15 protein-coding genes are annotated in these 17,145 nt (G+C 70.8%); 11 read left to right on the forward strand and 4 right to left on the reverse strand.

The window, feature by feature from the left end; translation table 11 throughout:
• The first annotated feature begins 33 nt into the window (after window positions 1–33).
• Genes ACZ6D7_RS07925 through ACZ6D7_RS07945 form a run of 5 tightly spaced genes read left to right on the forward strand, consistent with a single transcriptional unit; the run spans window position 34 to window position 9,021 of the window.
• Complete coding sequence (locus ACZ6D7_RS07925; RefSeq protein WP_469485177.1) at window positions 34–5,514, forward strand: type I polyketide synthase; 5,481 nt, start codon at window positions 34–36, stop codon at window positions 5,512–5,514.
• Window positions 5,511–6,317, forward strand: coding sequence for a thioesterase II family protein (locus ACZ6D7_RS07930; RefSeq protein WP_469485180.1), 807 nt, complete (start codon window positions 5,511–5,513; stop codon window positions 6,315–6,317). Before ACZ6D7_RS07925 ends, ACZ6D7_RS07930 begins: the two co-directional genes overlap by 4 nt.
• On the forward strand, window positions 6,310–7,380 hold the full coding sequence (locus tag ACZ6D7_RS07935) for an ABC transporter ATP-binding protein (RefSeq protein ID WP_469485182.1): 1,071 nt from the start codon (window positions 6,310–6,312) through the stop codon (window positions 7,378–7,380). The genes ACZ6D7_RS07930 and ACZ6D7_RS07935 overlap by 8 nt, the downstream gene beginning before the upstream one ends.
• Window positions 7,361–8,203 carry an ABC transporter permease gene (locus tag ACZ6D7_RS07940; protein ID WP_469485185.1) on the forward strand — a complete coding sequence of 281 codons (843 nt, stop codon included), beginning with the start codon at window positions 7,361–7,363 and terminating at the stop codon, window positions 8,201–8,203. The genes ACZ6D7_RS07935 and ACZ6D7_RS07940 overlap by 20 nt, the downstream gene beginning before the upstream one ends.
• 20 nt (window positions 8,204–8,223) lie before the next feature.
• Window positions 8,224–9,021 carry an ABC transporter permease gene (locus ACZ6D7_RS07945; protein WP_469486017.1) on the forward strand — a complete coding sequence of 266 codons (798 nt, stop codon included), beginning with the start codon at window positions 8,224–8,226 and terminating at the stop codon, window positions 9,019–9,021.
• 34 nt (window positions 9,022–9,055) lie between these two features.
• Here the strand turns inward: ACZ6D7_RS07945 and ACZ6D7_RS07950 are convergent, their stop codons facing one another.
• On the reverse strand, window positions 9,056–9,421 hold the full coding sequence (locus tag ACZ6D7_RS07950; RefSeq protein WP_469485188.1) for a hypothetical protein: 366 nt from the start codon (window positions 9,419–9,421) through the stop codon (window positions 9,056–9,058).
• A 71-nt stretch (window positions 9,422–9,492) separates the two neighbouring features.
• Window positions 9,493–10,752: a L,D-transpeptidase gene (locus ACZ6D7_RS07955; RefSeq protein ID WP_469485190.1), complete on the reverse strand. Its 1,260-nt coding sequence runs from the start codon at window positions 10,750–10,752 to the stop codon at window positions 9,493–9,495.
• A 221-nt stretch (window positions 10,753–10,973) separates the two neighbouring features.
• Between ACZ6D7_RS07955 and ACZ6D7_RS07960 the strand changes: the two genes are divergently transcribed.
• Both ACZ6D7_RS07960 and ACZ6D7_RS07965 read left to right on the forward strand, forming a co-directional pair.
• Window positions 10,974–11,426 (forward strand): VOC family protein, encoded by a 453-nt coding sequence (locus tag ACZ6D7_RS07960; RefSeq protein WP_469485192.1) that lies wholly within the window; start codon window positions 10,974–10,976, stop codon window positions 11,424–11,426.
• Between the two features lie 80 nt (window positions 11,427–11,506).
• On the forward strand, window positions 11,507–11,713 hold the full coding sequence (locus ACZ6D7_RS07965) for a lipase family protein (protein WP_469485195.1): 207 nt from the start codon (window positions 11,507–11,509) through the stop codon (window positions 11,711–11,713).
• A 193-nt stretch (window positions 11,714–11,906) separates the two neighbouring features.
• Here ACZ6D7_RS07965 and ACZ6D7_RS07970 read toward each other — a convergent pair whose 3' ends face one another.
• On the reverse strand, window positions 11,907–12,686 hold the full coding sequence (locus ACZ6D7_RS07970; RefSeq protein ID WP_469485198.1) for an IclR family transcriptional regulator: 780 nt from the start codon (window positions 12,684–12,686) through the stop codon (window positions 11,907–11,909).
• A gap of 18 nt (window positions 12,687–12,704) precedes the next feature.
• Complete coding sequence (locus ACZ6D7_RS07975) at window positions 12,705–13,130, reverse strand: MarR family winged helix-turn-helix transcriptional regulator (protein ID WP_469486019.1); 426 nt, start codon at window positions 13,128–13,130, stop codon at window positions 12,705–12,707.
• A gap of 215 nt (window positions 13,131–13,345) precedes the next feature.
• Between ACZ6D7_RS07975 and ACZ6D7_RS07980 the strand changes: the two genes are divergently transcribed.
• From ACZ6D7_RS07980 to ACZ6D7_RS07995, 4 genes are read left to right on the forward strand one after another with little or no spacing between them, the layout of a single operon-like run.
• Window positions 13,346–14,263 carry an SDR family NAD(P)-dependent oxidoreductase gene (locus tag ACZ6D7_RS07980; RefSeq protein ID WP_469485201.1) on the forward strand — a complete coding sequence of 306 codons (918 nt, stop codon included), beginning with the start codon at window positions 13,346–13,348 and terminating at the stop codon, window positions 14,261–14,263.
• A gap of 11 nt (window positions 14,264–14,274) precedes the next feature.
• Window positions 14,275–15,150 carry an amidohydrolase family protein gene (locus tag ACZ6D7_RS07985; RefSeq protein WP_469486022.1) on the forward strand — a complete coding sequence of 292 codons (876 nt, stop codon included), beginning with the start codon at window positions 14,275–14,277 and terminating at the stop codon, window positions 15,148–15,150.
• A gap of 12 nt (window positions 15,151–15,162) precedes the next feature.
• Window positions 15,163–16,668: an acyl-CoA synthetase gene (locus ACZ6D7_RS07990; RefSeq protein ID WP_469485204.1), complete on the forward strand. Its 1,506-nt coding sequence runs from the start codon at window positions 15,163–15,165 to the stop codon at window positions 16,666–16,668.
• A gap of 13 nt (window positions 16,669–16,681) precedes the next feature.
• Window positions 16,682–17,137 carry a MaoC family dehydratase gene (locus ACZ6D7_RS07995; protein ID WP_469485207.1) on the forward strand — a complete coding sequence of 152 codons (456 nt, stop codon included), beginning with the start codon at window positions 16,682–16,684 and terminating at the stop codon, window positions 17,135–17,137.
• Window positions 17,138–17,145 lie beyond the last annotated feature (8 nt).

The raw sequence follows: 17,145 nt of genomic DNA on the forward strand, positions 1-17,145 counted from the left end.
CCGCCAGTCGACACAGCGGTGCAGGGGGAACAGATGGCGGAAGAGCCGCGAGCGGACCACATCGCGATCGTGGGGATGGCCTGCCGCTTTCCGGGGGCGAACACTCCGGAGGAGTTCTGGGCGAATCTCGCCGCCGGCACCGAGTCCATCACCCGTCTTTCGGAGGACGACCTGCTCGCGGCGGGGGTCGAGTCGCGCGAATTCCGGCACCCGCGCTTCGTCAACGCCGCGCCCCTCATCGACGACGTGGCGGGGTTCGACGCACGGTTCTTCGGATACACGCCACGAGAGGCCGAGGTTCGCGACCCCCAGGGACGGCTCTTCCTCGAGACCTGCCACGCCGCCATCGAGGACAGCGGATACGACGTCTCCCGTATGGAGGGCCAGGTGGGCGTCTTCGGGGGAATGGCGAACAACTACTACGGCGAGCGGAACGTGGCCCGCAACGCCGCGATGAAGGCCGCCGTGGGCAACATGGCCATCGAGGTCAGCAACAGCCCCGACTACCTCGCCACCACTGTCTCCTACCGGCTCGGCCTGCGCGGCCCGAGCATCAATGTCCAGACAGCGTGTTCCACCGCTCTGGTGGCCGTCCACCTGGCGGCCCAGTCACTGCGCGACGGCGAATGCGACTACGCCCTGGCCGGCGGGGTCGAGGTGGAACTGCCCTACGGCACCGGCTACACATGGTCCGAGGGCGACATCTACTCCCGCAGCGGCCACATCCGGCCGTTCGACGCCGATGCCGACGGGACCATGTTCGGGACGGGCTCCGGGACCATCGCGCTGAAGCGCCTCGACGACGCGATCCGCGATCACGACCACATCTACGGTGTGATCAGGGGGTCCGCCGTCAACAACGACGGGGGCGACCGTGCGGGCTTCACAGCCCCGGGCGTGCAGGGGCAGGTCCAGCTCATCGCCGAGGCACTGGCGGTCGCCGAGGTGCACCCGGACACCATCGGCTTCGTCGAGGCCCACGCGACCGGAACCCTGGTGGGTGACCCGATCGAGGTCGCCGGCCTCACCCAGGCGTTCCGCACCGCAGGAGCCGGCGGCCTCCAGAGCTGTCCGATCGGCTCCGTCAAGGCGAACGTCGGCCATCTCGGGCCGGCGGCCGGTGTCGCGGGTCTGATCAAGGTGTGCATGGCCCTGCGGCACGAGGCCATCCCACCGAACATCAACTTCGACACACCCAACCCGAGCCTCCAGCTCGACACCAGCCCCTTCTACGTCCCCACCGAGCTCACCCCCTGGAAGGCGGGGGAGACCCCCCGGCGCGCGGGCGTCAGCTCTTTCGGGATCGGCGGGACCAACGCCCATGTGGTGATCGAGGAAGCCCCGGTCCGCCCCGCCCCCATGCCCCGGGGGCGCCGCTGGTTCACGCTGCCCGTGTCGGCCCGCACCGGCACGGCGGCCGAGGAGGCGGCACGCAGGTACGGCACGTTCCTCGGCACGCACCCTGAGACCGACGTGGCGGACGTGGCGTTCACCCTGCAGACCGGAAGGACCGCCCATCCGCAACGGCGGGTGGTGGTGGCGGACTCCACGGCCACGGCCGCGTCGGCTCTGCAGGCCACCCGTTCGAGCAAGCAGATCTCGGCCCCGGCGGCCGCGACCACCCGGCAGCCGGTGATGATGTTTCCCGGACAGGGGGCGCAGCACGTCGGCATGGGACGTGACCTCTATACGAGCGAGCCGGTCTTCCGGTCGGCGCTCGATACGTGCGCCGACCTGCTCCGGCCCCATCTGGGGTGTGACCTGCGGGACCTCCTGTACCCGGAGAGCGGGCACGAGGAGGAGGCCCGGACGCGTCTTCGCGAGACCCGGTTCAGCCAGCCAGCGCTGTTCGCCGTCTCCTACGCGCAGGCGAAGCTGCTGGAGGCCGCGGGGGTCAGGCCCACGGCGATGATGGGGCACTCGGTGGGCGAGTACGTGGCAGCGCACCTCGCGGGCGTCTTCACTCTCCCCGACGCGCTCGGTGTCGTCGCCGCACGGGGCCGGGTGATGAACGCGATGGCGCCCGGCGGGATGATCGCCGTCGCCGCCCCGGAGGCGCAGGTCGCGCAGCTGCTGACCGAGACGGTGGAGATCGCCGCAGCCAACGGGCCCAGAAGCACGGTCGTGGCCGGCCCGTTCGAAGCGCTGGAGGCCATGACCCGGTCATGTGAGGCGAACGGTCTGACGGTCACCGCTCTGCAGACCTCGCACGCTTTCCACACCGCGTCGATGGAGCCGTGCCTGGACGAGTTCGCGGCCGAGCTGGCCGGGATTCCCCTCGCGGCACCCCAGCTGCCGTTCGTCTCCAACGTCAGCGGCACCTGGATCACGGCCGAGCAGGCCCAGGACCCCGCCTACTGGACCACCCATCTGCGCTCCACCGTGCGGTTCGCGGCGGGCGTCGAGACGCTCGCCGCAGGCGACGACCGCATCCTGGTGGAGGCAGGTCCCGGAGACACACTGACGCGTCTGGCGCGTCAGTGCGTCGGGTACGACGCCGTACCGATCGTGCCGACGATGCGTCATCCGCGGCGGGACCGCCCGGACGACGCGGTGTTCGCCGAGGCCGTCGGCACCCTGTGGGTCAATGGCGTGGCCGTCGACTGGCAGGCCTGGTCGGGGGAGGGACAGCGGCTTCCGCTGCCGACGTACCCCTTCGAACGGCGCCCCTACTGGGTCGACCCGGACCCCGTGGTCCCGGGCGGGACCGAGGCCGTGGAGGAGCAGGGCACGCTCCCCGCGGAGCGATGCGCCTTCGCGCAGAACTGGCAGGAGGCGCCGCTGCCCGACCAGGGGCCGCCGACGGCCGAGGGGCACTGGCTGGTGTTCGACTCCGGCCATCCGGTCGTGCACCAGGTGATCGAGGAGCTCTCGGCCGCGGGAGCGAGCGTGACGGTGGTGCGCGCCGGGACGGAATTCGCCCGGCAGGCGGAAGGGCGATACACCCTCAGGCCCGACGCCGCCGAAGACCTGGACCTGCTGATGACGGCGCTCGCGGAGAACCCGCCGGGAGCTGTCGTGCACGCCTTCACGCTGACGGACCCCGAGGCGGATCCGCTGGCCGGCGAAACGGTGGCCGACGCCCTGGCCAAGGGCTTCTACAGCCTGCTCCACCTGGGGCAGCAGCTGGACAGGGCCGACCTGGGCAAGGACGTCAAGGTGTTCGTCGTCTCCAGCAACGTCCAGGAGGTCTCGGGCACGGAGCGTCTGGAGCCGCCCAAGGCGACACTCCTCGGCCCCGTGCTGCTCATGGAGCGAGAGATCGCGGGCGTCACATCCCGCAGCATCGACCTCGCCCTGCCGGCCGACCAGTCCGCAGAGGTGCTCGCCCGCCGACTGATCGCGGAGTTCGGCACGCCCACGGCGGACCGCCAGGTCGCCTGGCGGGGCCGCAAGCGGTGGCGTCTGGACTACCGGACCGTGCAGCTGGACGAGCCCCGGACCGACGCGCCGGCGATCCGGCCCGACGGCACGTACCTGATCACCGGCGGATTCGGCGGGATCGGCCTCGCGGTCGCCGAGGACCTGGCCCGGACCGGACCCGTCACGCTCGTGCTGATGGGCAGGTCGTCGCTGCCGCCCAAGGAGCGGTGGCAGGGGCTGGCGGACTCCCCGGAGACCGAGGAGGCTCTGCGGGCCAAGCTGCTCAAACTGCTGGCGATCGAGGAGCGCGGAGCCACCGTCGTGCCCGTACGGTGCGATGTGTCCGACGAGGCAGCGCTGGGGGAAGCGCTCGCTGCCGTGCACGCGGAACACGGCGCCATCCACGGGGTCTTCCACTCGGCGGGCATCGCGGGCGGCGGCATGATGGCCGTACGGAGCGACGAGGACGCGGCCCGTGTCCTCGCGCCGAAGGTCGCGGGCACACTCGGGCTGTACCGGCTGCTCGGTGGCGGGCTGGACTTCATGATGCTGTTCTCCTCCGAGATCGCCGTCACCGGCGCCTTCGGCCAGGTCGACTACTGCGCGGCCAACAACTTCCTGGACCGGTTCGCCTCGTGGTCCTGCCAGCAAGGGCTCCCCGTGGTCTCCATCGGCTGGGCCGGGTGGAGCGAGTTCGGCATGGCGGCCGACACCGAGACGGCGGCGCCTCAGGCGTTCCGCAGGCTGGAGACCGGAGTCAGGTCCGAAGCCGCTCGGCATCCCCTTCTCGACCGCGTGACGCGCAAGAAGGATGTGATCGAGTTCCGCACCGTGCTGGAGCCCGGAGGCCACTGGATCGCCAGTGAACACCGCATGGGCGGCTCGGACGTGGTGGTGGGAACGGCACTGCTGGAGATGGTGGAGGGCGGCTACCGCGAGGGCGTCGGAGGCACTGCCGCGATCAGCGACGTGGTCTTCCTCGGACCCATCGGTGTGCAGGAACCGACCGAGCTGCGCGTCTCCCTGACCCCGGACGGCACCGCTCACACGGCCTCCGTCGCCGTCACGGCGGTGGGGCCCGAGCCGCGGATCTGGACGGAGCGGATGAAGTGCCGCCTGGAGCCGGTCGCCGCGGAGCCGGTCCCGCGGTGGGACCTGCAAGAGATCGCCGCCCGGTGCGAGAAGTTCTCCGTCAGCCAGGAGATGCTCTCCGAGCCGGGCCGGTTGGTCCGATTCGGACCGCACTGGACCGGGGCGGTCAAGAGCATCTCGGTGGGAGCGGGCGAGGAACTGGCCCGTGTCGAGCTCGCCGAGGAGTACCGGCCCGAGACGGCTCTCTACCGTCTGCATCCCGCCCTGCTCGACACCGCGGTCAACGCGAAGGACGACGCCGCGCGGCGGGTGCGCGGTGACGCCTATCTCCCCCTGGGATACCAGCGCATCCGCGTGCACGAGCCGGTCCCGTCCGAGTTCTGGGTCCACATCCGGCACACCTCCGACAGCGACGTGGAGGTGGACACCACGGATGTGGCCATCCTCGACGACGACGGCCGCGTGGCCGTCGAGATCACCGGCTACGCGGAGCGCCGCGTCGACCCGGCGGCCATCCGGGCCGTCGTGAGTGACGTGACCGACGAGCGGGTGGCCACCGAAACCGGCACGTACGGCGACGCGCTGGCCGAGGTCGGGATCTCGGCCGAGCTCGGCCTGGACGTGCTGCGGCGCATACTCCAGCGACGCCCCGAACCGCATCTCGTCGTCTGCCCCGAGGGCCTCCGGCGCGCACTGCGGCGTTCGGGTGCGCTGAGCCTGGACGTGGTGCAGCGCGAACTGGAAGACACCCGGCTGGCCGATGGCTTCACGGCCACCGAGGACAGGCCGCTCGACACACCGTACGCACCGCCGGAGACCGAACTCCAGAAGAAGCTCGCGGAGCTGTGGAACGGCACCCTCGGTGTCAGCGTCATCGGCCTCGACGACGACTTCTTCGAGCTGGGAGGCAACTCCCTGGTCGCGGTGCAGCTGGCGGCACGTATGCGCGACGGCCTGTCGCTCACGCTGCCGATCGCGGGACTCTTCGACCACCCGACGCTCAGGGAACTCGCCGCGCACATCACGAGCACGGGCGCCCAGTCCGGAGCCGGCAAGTGAGCCGCGTCCTGCGCGCGGGCGCATCCGCGCTGGAACCGTGGATCAGATTCGCCGCGCGCCCGGCCGGGCCGCCACGGCTCCGGCTGCTGTGCTTCCACCACGCGGGCGGAGGCGCCACGCTGTTCAGAGAGTGGCCGGGCGTCCTCGCACCCCGAGGCATCGAGGTGTGGCCCGTCCAACTACCCGGCAGGGAAACCCGGATCGGCGAGCCGAAGCCGACGGACCTGGCGGAGCTCACCTCTGAACTGGCCGACGTTCTGGCCGGTCCCCTGAAGGGCGTCCCGTACGCCGTCTACGGGCACAGTGTCGGCGCCTATGTGGGCAGCGCCTTCGCCCTCCGTATGTCCGAACGGGGACTGCCCGGGCCCCGGTACATCGTCACCGGCGCCGCACGTCCCCCCGGGCACCCGGATCCCGACGCCCCGATCCACCTGATGGGCGACAAGGAACTGCTCGCGAAGTTGGAGACCTACGGCGGGATACCTCCGCTGCTGCGCTCCTCGCCCGAGCTGATGGAGATGGCCGTCGACATCGCCCGGGCGGACCTCCGCCTCGTGGAGACCGCTTCCTGGCCCGACATGCCGTGGTTCACCTGCCCGTTGACCGCTGTGGGCGGTGAGCGGGACGCCACCGTGCCCGTGGCGCTCCTGCCGCTCTGGGACGCGACGACGAGCGGCCGGACCGGAGTCCTCACCCTCCCGGGCGGGCACTTCCCCGACTCCCGGGCCGCACGAAGGCTCATGGAGGTGATCTGCCATGAGACGGACAGGAGCGAAGAAGGAGTCGGCGGCATCCGTGGCTGATCCCGCGGCTGATTCCGTGGCCGATCCCTTTCCCGACCGCGTGGCGCCCTCCGTCGAGTACGTCATCGAATTGCAGCAGCTGACCAAGTTCTACCCCCACCGCAAGGACGCGGAGGGCAACCCCTTGGCGGCGGTCCAGGGCATCGACCTGCGGGTACCCGCGGGACAGGTCTTCGGGCTGCTCGGCCGCAACGGCGCGGGCAAGTCGACCCTCATCCGGATGATCGCCACACTGCTGGAGCCGACCTCGGGCACCATCCGAGTCTGCGGTCTCGACGCGGGCCGGCACCGCCGCCGGGTGAGATCGCTGCTGGGCGTGGCCCTGGGCGGAGAGAGAAGCGTCTACTGGAAGCTCACGGCGCGTCAGAACCTGGAGTACTTCGCCGCTCTGCACGGCACCTCGCGCAGGCGGGCCAGGAGCCGTATCGGCGAAGTACTGGAGGAGATGGACCTCGCCGACCGCGCCGACGACTACGTGGAGCGGTACTCCACGGGGATGCGCCAGCGTCTGGTGATCGCCAGAGCACTACTGAACCGGCCCGGTGTACTGCTTCTCGACGAACCCGCCAGCGGACTCGACCCGCACGCCGCCAACAACCTCCACGACCACATACGCAGGCTGCGCGAAGCAGGCCACACCATCCTGGTCACCACCCACGACATGGCCGAGGCCGATCTGCTCTCCGATCGCGTGGGGATCATCGACAAGGGCCGCCTGGTGGCCACCGGAACGCCCGAGGAACTGAAGCGCGCGGTGGGCGCCGCACGGCTCCTGCACCTCCAGTTCCGCGATCCCGGCCCGGACCGGCTGCGACTCCTGGTGTCGGAGCTGGAGGAGAAGGCGACCGTACGGGTGAACGCCCGCCCCGACGGGCAGCCCGGCGACCTCGTGTCCTTGACCTTGTCCAGTTCCCATCGGGAGGACCTGGGGCCCTGGCTCTTCTCGGTATCGGCCCGTCACGGGACAACGATCCTGCGGATGGAGAACGAGTTGGTCACGCTCAGAGACGCGTTCCTGTCCCTGACGGGAGGAGCGCCGGACGATGAGTCCGCTACGGACTGAGGCCGTCTCCTTCGCCGCGACGGTACGCAAGGAGTGGCAGGTACTGATCCGCTATCCCAGCAACCTGGTGATGGTCGTGGTGATGGCGGTGATCGTGCCGGCCTCCTTCGTCGCGCAGGCCAGCGGTTTTTCCGGGGGCGGCGACGACGACGCGGTCAGCGCCTTCGCCGCACGGTCGGGTACGACGCAGTGGGCCGGCTTCATCTACCTGGGCTGGGCGGTCTACCTGTGGATCTCGATGATCCTCTGGGGGCCCGGTTCGGCCCTGCGCACGGAACGCATGCAGGGATCGCTGGAGATGGTGCACCTCACGCCCGTCTCCCGCTTCACCGTCCTCTTCGGACCGGCAGTCGTCGAAATGGTCCCGGCCGCACTGCTGTTCAGCGCGATCGGCGTGATGCTGAAGTTCGTGTTCGGCGTCCCCATCGGCTTCGGGCAGCTCCTGGCGGGACTCCTCGTGGTCCTCGCGTCGATACCGGCGCTGTTCTCCCTCGGCGGGCTGATGGCAGTCGTGGCGCTCCGGTTCCGTGATGCCGAAGGCGTCACGGAGGCCCTGCGGGGGACGCTCGGGGTGGTCTGCGGTGTCACCTACCCCATCGCTGTACTCCCCGGCTGGGTGCAGCCGGTCAGCGAACGCCTGCCACCCACGCAGGTACTGGACCTGCTGCGGGACGCCGTGCTCCGGCCCTCACTGCCCGACGGCACGGGGACACGGCTGCTGGCGCTGCTCGCGGTGGGCGCCGTGCTCGGTGCGGTGGCCATCCTCGCGCTCGGCCGGGCGCTGAAGAGCGCACGGCTCACCGGACAGATGGGGCAGTTTTGATACAGGCGTCCGGCGCAGTGGTGCTGCGCGAGCTCCGCGTCCAGTGGCGCTATCCACTGAGCATGATCAACTTGGTCCTGCTGACTCCGCTCTACGAGATGGCGATCCCCACCCTGCTTCTGGGGACGGCCTTCATGGTGGACAGCTCGGCGGTCGGCCTCACCCGCATGGTCGGCACCGAGGATCTCGCGGCATGGGTCGGCCTCGGAGTCCTGGTGGCTTCCGTGCTGACGGGCGCGGTGCGAGGTGTGTCGGGGATGCTCCAGGCCGACCGGCAGACCGGGGCCCTGGAGCACTCCTGGGCCAGTCCGGCCTCGCGCGAGGCATTCGTCCTCGGCGCGGTGGGGGCGGGAACGATCTTCACGGCGGCGGCGAGCACGCTGCTGCTCGCCTTCGCCATCTGTGTGCTCGGTGCCGACTACGATCCCACCGGTGTGCTTCTGAGCCTGCCGGTCGCCGTGGCGCTGCTGGTCGGCAATTGCGGCTTCGGCTATCTCGCGGCTGCCGCCGCGCTGGTGCTGCGCCGCCCCGGGCCCCTGCTCGACCCGCTCACGGGCCTGGTGGCCGCGTTCTCCGGGGTTGCCTTCCCGCTCACGGTGCTGCCCGAGCCCGTGCGCTGGCTGACGTATGTGCTGCCCTCGACCTGGTCCCTGGACCTCATGCGCTGTCTGACCCTGGACACACGGACCCTGGTCCCGATGCCCTACGAGGTGACCGCGCTGTCGGTGACCTCGCTGGGCTTCCTCCTCTTCGGCCGTCGGGTCTTCCGGCGGGCTGAGCGAAAGGTGCAGACGACGGGGGCGCTGACCCAGTTCTGAAGGGTGGCCGCGCTCGGAGGCCCGGGCCTCCGTCTCAGCGCGGGTCGGTGATCTCCGGGGCGAACACCAGGCTGAGCGGTTCCGGGCCGACGTACTGCTGGCAATTGCACGGCCGGGATTCGTACTGGAGCGGCTTGCGGTCGGCGTCCCACAGCGTCGGCGCCTCGACCGTCTCATGGCAGACACCGGCCTTGTCATGCTTGGCAAGGTGGTGGGTGCAGCCGCACACGGGCTCTGGTGGTTGGTGTGCGGCGACCAGTGCCTGCTGTTGCCGCTCGGTGGCTTTGATCAGTTCCAGCTTGCGCTTGTGCCGGGTCTTCAGCGCGCTGCGAGCGGCTTCGGTGATCCGTCCCCCGCCGATGATCACCGCTGGGATCAGCAGCCAGAGCCAGCCGTCCATGCGGAACCCCCCTAAGCAGCAGTCGAATTGAATCGTACCGCCCTCACACCTTCCCTCCCAGACGGAGGCGACTAGAGCGCGCTGCCCGCCTTCCAGTCCGCCCAGGACAGGTTCCAGCCATTGAGGCCGTTGGCCGGGTCGACGGTCTTCTCGCCCGAGTTCTTCACGACGACCACGTCCCCCAGCATCGAGGCGGCGTAGAACGTGTAGCCCGGTACCGAGGAGTCGTTCGCGCCCTTGGCGTCGTGCAGGCCGACACAGCCGTGACTGGTGTTCTGGCTGCCGAACACCGAGGTCGAGGCCCAGTAGTTGCCGTGGATGAAGGTGCCGGAGGTGGTCAGCCGCTGGGCGTGCGGCACGTCGGAGATGTCGTACTCGTCGCCGAGACCGACCGTGGAGGACTCCATCCGGGTCTCCTTGAACCGCTCGCTGATCACCATGATCCCGGACCAGGTGGTGTGCTCGGCGTCGCCGCCGGAGACCGGGTAGGTGGCGAGGGTGGCGCCGTCCCGCCGCACCGTCATCCGCTTGGCGGACAGGTCGACGGTGCTGATCTGCTCACGGCCGATGTGGAAGGTGACGTCCTTCGACTGGGTGCCGTAGACGCCGTCCGTCCCCTCGACGTCCTTCAGCCGCAGGGCGAGCGTGACCGTCGTGCCCGCCGCCCAGTACGTCTCCGGCCGGAAGTCCAGCCGGGTGTCGCTGAACCAGTGGCCGACGACCTCCACGGCGGGCTCCGCGGTCACCGTGATCGCCTTCTCCACGGCGGCCCGGTCGGACACGGCGTGCGTGAAGTTGATCGACACGGGCATGCCGACGCCGGAGGTGGAGTTCGCCTCCGGGGTGAAGTAGCCGACGAAGGTCTCGCCGGGGGACTTGGTGGTGAAGGTGGTGGGCTGGGCCGCGCCGGCGTCCTCGGCCTGTGCCGTGACCGTGTACTTGGTTCCCGAGTACGGGTTCCCGGTCGACGTCCAGGTGGTCCTCGCGTCGTCGAGGGAGCCCTCCAGGGTGGAGCCGTCGTTGCCCGTCACCTGGACGGAGGCGAGGGTGCCGTCGGTCACCGTGACCTCGACCGGGCTGGTGAAGGCGGCCTTCTTCGTGCCGTCGGCGGGGGTGACCGAGATCACCGGCTGGGGGGCGGCCGCGGAGGCCTTCGCCGCCCCGGACGCCTGCGCGCCCGTTTGCTCCGTGGCGTCCGCCGAACCGGAACTGCACCCGGTCAGCGCGACGGCCGGTACGGCGGCGCCGAGCACGGCCAGGACCCCGCGCCGGGACCACCCCTGCGGCCGCGACTGCTGCTCGGACCGGTTCGATATGTGCGAGACGCCCACGACAGGCCTTCCTGAGTTGTCCACCTTTGCGCCTGCATCCTGCGCCCCGTAGATGGGTCGTTCCTTTGAATGGCCGGGCCGTCGGCTGAGATTTCGGTGAGGACGGTCCGGGAGGGGGCGGGGCCGGCCTTGCGCGTGTGACGGAAACAACGGCGCTGCGGGCGGTGTTGATCACGAACGGACAGCATGTTTCCGACCGGCGATCCCCCTAGGAGCCCCCTATGTCCGACACCGACGTGCCCGCGGTCCGTGAACTTCGACTGGTGGTCACCGCCGACGACTACGACGAGGCCCTGCGCTTCTACCGGGACGTCCTCGGACTGCCCGAGCAGGCCGCGTTCTCCTCGCCCGGCGGCCGGGTCAGCATCCTCGACGCGGGCCGCGCCACCCTGGAGCTGACCGACCCGAACCACGCCGCCTTCATCGACGACGTCGAGGTCGGCCGGCGGGTGGCCGGGCACATCAGGGTCGCCTTCCAGGTGGGCGACTCCACCGCCGCCACCGCCCGGCTCGCCGCCGCCGGTGCCGAGGTGGTCGCCGAGCCGACCCGCACCCCGTGGAACTCGCTCAACGCCCGCCTCGAGGCACCGGGCGCCCTCCAGCTCACCCTCTTCGAGGAGCTGGGCGAGCGGGAGGAACCCGGCGGGACGGGTACGGCGGGTCGAAACACCTAGTCACAGGAACGCAGAGCCCCCGCGTCCGGTTCGTCGTCCTCCGTCCCGGCTCAGGGGCGCGCTACGAGATCGGTTTCCCCGTGTTGCAGTACCGCGGGCTGCTCGACGAGGTGATCCCGGCCGAGACCGCCCGCGTCACCCGGCAGGCCTACTGCGCGGCGGGGATCCCGACCGAGTGGACCTCGTACGCCGCCGACCATCTGCTCGGGGACGCCATGGCGGTGCACGACACGGTCACCTGGCTCACCGCCCGTTTCGAGGGCCGGACGGCGACGGACGACTGCTGAGCGACGCGGGCTGTCGGGTGACGCCGGCTGTCGGGTGACGCAGGCCGTCGGGTGACGCCGGCTGCTGGGCAGCCGCCTCGCCGAGCCGCCCCACCGAGCCGCCCCCACCGAAACGTCCCCGCGCCGGAGCCCCACGGCGCGGGGACTTCGCTTCCGCGGGGGACGTCCGTGAGGGGCGGGGTGCCGTGCCCCCTCAATCCCCCCGCCCCTCCGGCCGCCACCCCAAGGCTCGGGAGATGCCGCGCGCGGCGACCCGGATCGCCGGGGCCAGGACCGGGACCCGGGCGTCGGCCTGAGGGACGACGACCGACACCGCGGCGACCACCGCGCCGCCGGGCCCGCGTACCGGTGCGGCCACCGACAGGGCGTCGTCGGTGACCTGACGGCTGCTCACCGCCACGCCTGTGCGGCGCACTTCGGCCAGGACCCGGCGCAACCGGGCCGGATCGGTGAGGGTGTGGGCGGTGTAGGACGCCAACGGACCGGCGCAGTAGGCCTCTTGGAGGTCGGGGCCGCCGTGGGCGAGGAGCACCAGCCCGACGCCGGTGACATGCAGGGGCCAGCGCGCGCCGACGCGGATGTGCACGCCGACCGCGGACCGCCCGGAGAGCCACTCGGTGTAGACGACCTCGGACCCGTCGCGGACCGCCAGCTGCACGTTCTCGTGCGTGGCCTCGTACAGGTCCTCCAGATACGGCAGCGCGACCTGCCGCAGGGCCAGGCCGCGCGGCGCCAGCGCGGCGATCTCCCACAGCCGCAGTCCCACGTGGTAGACCCCCGACTCGTCCCGTTCCAGCGCGCCCCACCCGGTCAGCGCGCCGACCAGTCGGTGCGCGGTGGTGAGGGTGAGCCCGGCCCGCCGGCTGATGTCGGTCAGGGACAGCGCCGGGTGGGTGTGGTCGAACGCGGCGAGCACGGCCAGCAGCCGGTCGGGCGCGGAACGGGAGGTCACGGCGAGGGCGCCCCGGTCCATACGGTCCTCCTCAGGGCATCAGGCGAGCCCGTCCTCCGCGACCCGCAGCAGCAGCGCGTGCAGCGTCTCGCGGTCGGCCGGGTCCAGCGGGGCGAGCAGGTCGTTCGTCACGCGCAGTCCCGCCTCGTCGGTGCCGCGCAGGAAGGCGCGCCCGTCCTCGGTGAGGACGACGATCCGGCTGCGGCGGTCGTCCGGCGCCGGACGGCGCTCGGCGAAGCCCAGCTTCTCCAGGTCGTCGACCAGGCCGACGATCGCGCTGGGGTCGTAGCCGAGCCGGGCGCTCAGCTCCCGCTGGAGCGCTCCCTCGGCGGTGGCCAGGAACCGCAGCACCGCGTAGTGGCGCAGCCGCACCCCCGACTCCTGGAGGAACGTGTTGAACAACTGCCCCGAGCGCAGGCCCAGCCGGTAGAGCAGATAACCCGTGTCCGCGTGCAGCGCGCGCATCCACGGTTCGTCCGCGTCGATCGGGCTCGGGTTCGTGGCGTGCTGGCGGGTGATGGCGGGCTCCCTGGTCTCGGCCCCGGCGGGGGCGGTGCTGCGTCCTGATTTCAGCATGCCGCACCCGTAGGTCGCCAACAACTATTGACGACAACAATTATTGCTCTTAGCTTCGATCTCGTACCCGCACCCCGCAGTGAACCCATCCGAAGGGACCGCTCGTGCCCAGCATCGATCTCACCGGCAAGGTCGCCGTCGTCACCGGCAGCGGCCGGGGCCTCGGCCTCGCGTACGCCCAGGCTTTGGCCGCCCACGGCGCCCGTGTGGTGGTCAACGACGTCGACGAGGCGGTGGCCGAGGCGGCCGTGAAGTCGATCACCGAGGCCGGCGGCACCGCCGTCGCCGAGGTCGTCCCGGTCGGCACCACCGAGGCCGCGGACCGGCTCGTCGGCCGCGCGGTCGAGGAGTTCGGGCGGCTCGACATCCTGGTCACCAACGCCGGCATCCTGCGCGACAAGGTGCTGTGGAAGATGACCGACGACGACTTCGACGCGGTGATCACCACCCATCTCAAGGGCACCTTCACCTGCGCCCGCGCCGCCGCCGTACGGATGCGCGAGCAGGGCGAGGGCGGCACCCTGATCCTGGTCGGCTCCCCGGCCGGGCAGCGCGGCAACTTCGGCCAGACCAACTACGCCGCCGCCAAGGCCGGCATCGCCGCCTTCGCCCGCACCTGGTCGATGGAGCTGGGCCGCGCGCACATCACCGTGAACGCGATCGTCCCGGTCGCCGCGACCGCGATGACCGAGACGATCCCCGCCTTCGCCCCGTACGTCGAGGCGCTGAAGAACGGCGAGCCCTTCCCGGACTTCCTGCGCAAGGGCGAGGGTTTCGGCACCCCCGAGGACTGCGCCGCGCTCGTGCCCTTCCTGGCCTCCGAGGCCGCCCGCGGCATCACCGGCCAGGCCATCGGCATCGGCGGCGACAAGGTGGCACTCTGGTCGCATCCGCAGGAGATCCGCGCGGCCTACGCCGACGGCGGCTGGACCCCGGCGACCCTGGCCGACGCCTTCCCCACCTCGGTCGGAGCCGAGCTGCAGACGGTCGGCATTCCGGCGCCCGCGTTCCCGGAGGCCTGACCATGGCGACCATCGACGTCGAGGAACTCGTCGCGATCGACGTCCACACCCACGCGGAGGTGTCCTCCCAGGGGCATTCCTCCCTGGACGACGACCTGCACGACGCGTCCTCCGCCTACTTCAAGGTGGAGGGCAAGCGGAAGCCCACGATCGAGGAGACGGCCGCCTACTACCGCGAGCGGAGGATGGCCGCCGTGATCTTCACGGTGGACGCCGAGTCCGCCACCGGCACGGCACCCGTCCCCAACGAGGAGGTCGCCGAGGCGGCCGCCGCCCACCCGGACGTCCTCATCCCCTTCGCCTCCATCGACCCCTTCCGGGGAAAGGCGGGCGTGCGGCAGGCCCGCCGTCTGGTCGAGGAGTACGGGGTGAAGGGCTTCAAGTTCCACCCCAGCATCCAGGGCTTCTTCCCCGACGACCGCTCGGTGGCCTACGACCTGTACGAGGTCATCGAGGAAACCGGTTCCATCGCCCTCTTCCACACGGGCCAGACGGGCATCGGCGCCGGCGTCCCCGGGGGCGGCGGCATCCGCCTGAAGTACTCCAACCCGCTGCACGTGGACGACGTCGCCGCCGACTTCCCACACCTGAAGATCATCCTGGCGCATCCGTCGTTCCCCTGGCAGGACGAGGCCCTGGCCGTCGCCACCCACAAGCCGGGCGTGCACATCGACCTCTCCGGCTGGTCGCCGAAGTACTTCCCGCCGCAGCTCGTGCAGTACGCCAACACGCTGCTGAAGGACAAGGTCCTCTTCGGCTCCGACTTCCCCGTCCTCACCCCCGACCGCTGGCTCGCCGACTTCGACAAGCTGACGATCAAGGACGAGGTGAAGCCGAAGATCCTCAAGGACAACGCCGCCCGTCTGCTCGGGCTGACCACACCGTAAGGGGCGTACCCCATGCGCAACGAGGGACTGGGGTCCTGGCCAGCACGCCGGGCCCGCAAGACCCCGCACCGTACCGCCCTGGTCCACGGCGAGCGGTCGACGGACTACGGCACGCTGTACGCGCGCGTCACGCGGCTGGCCCACGCGCTCCGCGCCCGGGGCGTCCGTCGCGGCGACCGCGTCGCCTACCTCGGCCCGAACCACCCCTCCTACCTGGAGACCCTGTTCGCGGCCGGTACCCTCGGCGCGGTCTTCGTCCCGCTCAACACCCGCCTCGCCGGCCCCGAGATCGCCTACCAGCTCGCCGACTCCGGCGCCAAGGCCCTCCTGTACGGCGCCTCCCACGCGGGCCTGGTCGCGGGCCTGCCCGGCAGCACGGACGTCCGGACCTACGTCGAGGTCGGCGCCGAGTACGAGGCGGCGCTGGCGGCGGCCCCCGACGAGCCGATCGACGAGCCCGTCACCCCCGACGACACCTGCGTCATCATGTACACCTCGGGCACGACCGGCCGGCCCAAGGGCGCCATGCTCACGCACGGCAACCTCACCTGGAACGCGATCAACGTCCTGGTCGACAGCGACCTGATCGCCGACGAACGGGCCCTGGTCTCCGCCCCGTTGTTCCACACGGCCGGCCTGAACATGCTGACCCTGCCGGTGTTCCTCAAGGGCGGCACCTGCGTCCTGGTCGAGGCCTTCGACCCGGAGGCCACTTTCGACCTGATCGAACGGCACCGGATCACCTTCATGTTCGGCGTGCCGACCATGTTCGACCAGATCGCCCGGCATCCGCGCTGGGCCGGCGCCGACCTGTCCAGCCTGCGCATCCTGACCTGCGGCGGCTCCCCGGTCCCCACCACGCTGATCGCCGCCTACCAGGAACGCGGACTCACCTTCCTCCAGGGCTACGGGATGACCGAGGCGTCCCCCGGCACCCTGTTCCTGGACGCCGAGCACGCGATCGGCAAGGCGGGCTCGGCCGGCGTCCCGCACTTCTTCAGCGACGTACGCGTCCTGCGCCCCGACCTCGCACCGGTCGAGCCGGGCGAGACCGGTGAAGTGGTGGTGCGCGGACCGCATGTCATGCCCGGCTACTGGGGGCTGCCCGAGGAGACGGCCGCCTCCTTCGCCGACGGCTGGTTCCGCAGCGGGGACGCCGCCCGTGTCGACGACGACGGTTACGTGTACATCGTCGACCGCATCAAGGACATGATCATCTCCGGTGGGGAGAACGTCTATCCCGCCGAGATCGAGGACCTGCTCCTCGCCCACCCCGACATCGCCGAGTGCGCGGTGATCGGTGTGGCCGACGACAAGTGGGGCGAGGTGCCGCGCGCGGTCGTCGTGCCCCGCGAGGGCGCCGTGCTCGACCCCGACGAGGTGCTGGCGTCCCTGTCCGGCCGGCTCGCCAAGTACAAGATCCCCAAGTCGGTGGTGGTCGCGGACGAACTCCCGCGCACCGCCTCCGGAAAGCTCCTCAAGGCCCGGGTGCGCAAGCGCTTCGGCTCCGACTCGTAGCAAAGGCAACCATATGAGCGTCACCGTCAACGGCCTGGACGAGCTGAAGAAGCTCGCGGGCAGCGACCTCGGCACCAGCGAGTGGATCGAGGTCACCCAGGAACGCATCGACACCTTCGCCGACGCGACCGGGGACCACCAGTGGATCCATGTGGATCCCGAGCGGGCCGCCACCGGCCCCTTCGGGGCCCCGATCGCCCACGGCTACCTGACCCTCTCCCTGTTCATCCCGCTGTTCACCGAACTCCTGGACGTCCAGGGCGTCACCACGAAGGTCAACTACGGGCTGAACAAGGTCCGTTTCCCCTCGCCCGTGAAGGTCGGCTCCCGCATCCGCCTGGCCGCGAAGCTGACCGAGGTGGAGGAGGTGCCGGGCGGGGTGCAGATCACCGTCGACGGGGCGATCGAGATCGAGGGCGGGGCGAAGCCGGCGGCGGTACTGCAGAGCCTGTCGCGCTTCTACGCATAGCGAGTGGG

The organism is Streptomyces sp. NPDC041784, from assembly GCF_055591025.1.

Coding starts and splice junctions, on each gene's coding strand:
- ACZ6D7_RS07960 (WP_469485192.1), top strand. CDS start 10,974: ATGTCCGACACCGACGTGCCCGCGGTCCGTGAACTTCGACTGGTGGTC.
- ACZ6D7_RS07975 (WP_469486019.1), bottom strand. CDS start 13,130: ATGCGCGCGCTGCACGCGGACACGGGTTATCTGCTCTACCGGCTGGGC.
- ACZ6D7_RS07990 (WP_469485204.1), top strand. CDS start 15,163: ATGCGCAACGAGGGACTGGGGTCCTGGCCAGCACGCCGGGCCCGCAAG.
- ACZ6D7_RS07950 (WP_469485188.1), bottom strand. CDS start 9,421: ATGGACGGCTGGCTCTGGCTGCTGATCCCAGCGGTGATCATCGGCGGG.
- ACZ6D7_RS07970 (WP_469485198.1), bottom strand. CDS start 12,686: ATGGACCGGGGCGCCCTCGCCGTGACCTCCCGTTCCGCGCCCGACCGG.
- ACZ6D7_RS07995 (WP_469485207.1), top strand. CDS start 16,682: ATGAGCGTCACCGTCAACGGCCTGGACGAGCTGAAGAAGCTCGCGGGC.
- ACZ6D7_RS07940 (WP_469485185.1), top strand. CDS start 7,361: ATGAGTCCGCTACGGACTGAGGCCGTCTCCTTCGCCGCGACGGTACGC.
- ACZ6D7_RS07925 (WP_469485177.1), top strand. CDS start 34: ATGGCGGAAGAGCCGCGAGCGGACCACATCGCGATCGTGGGGATGGCC.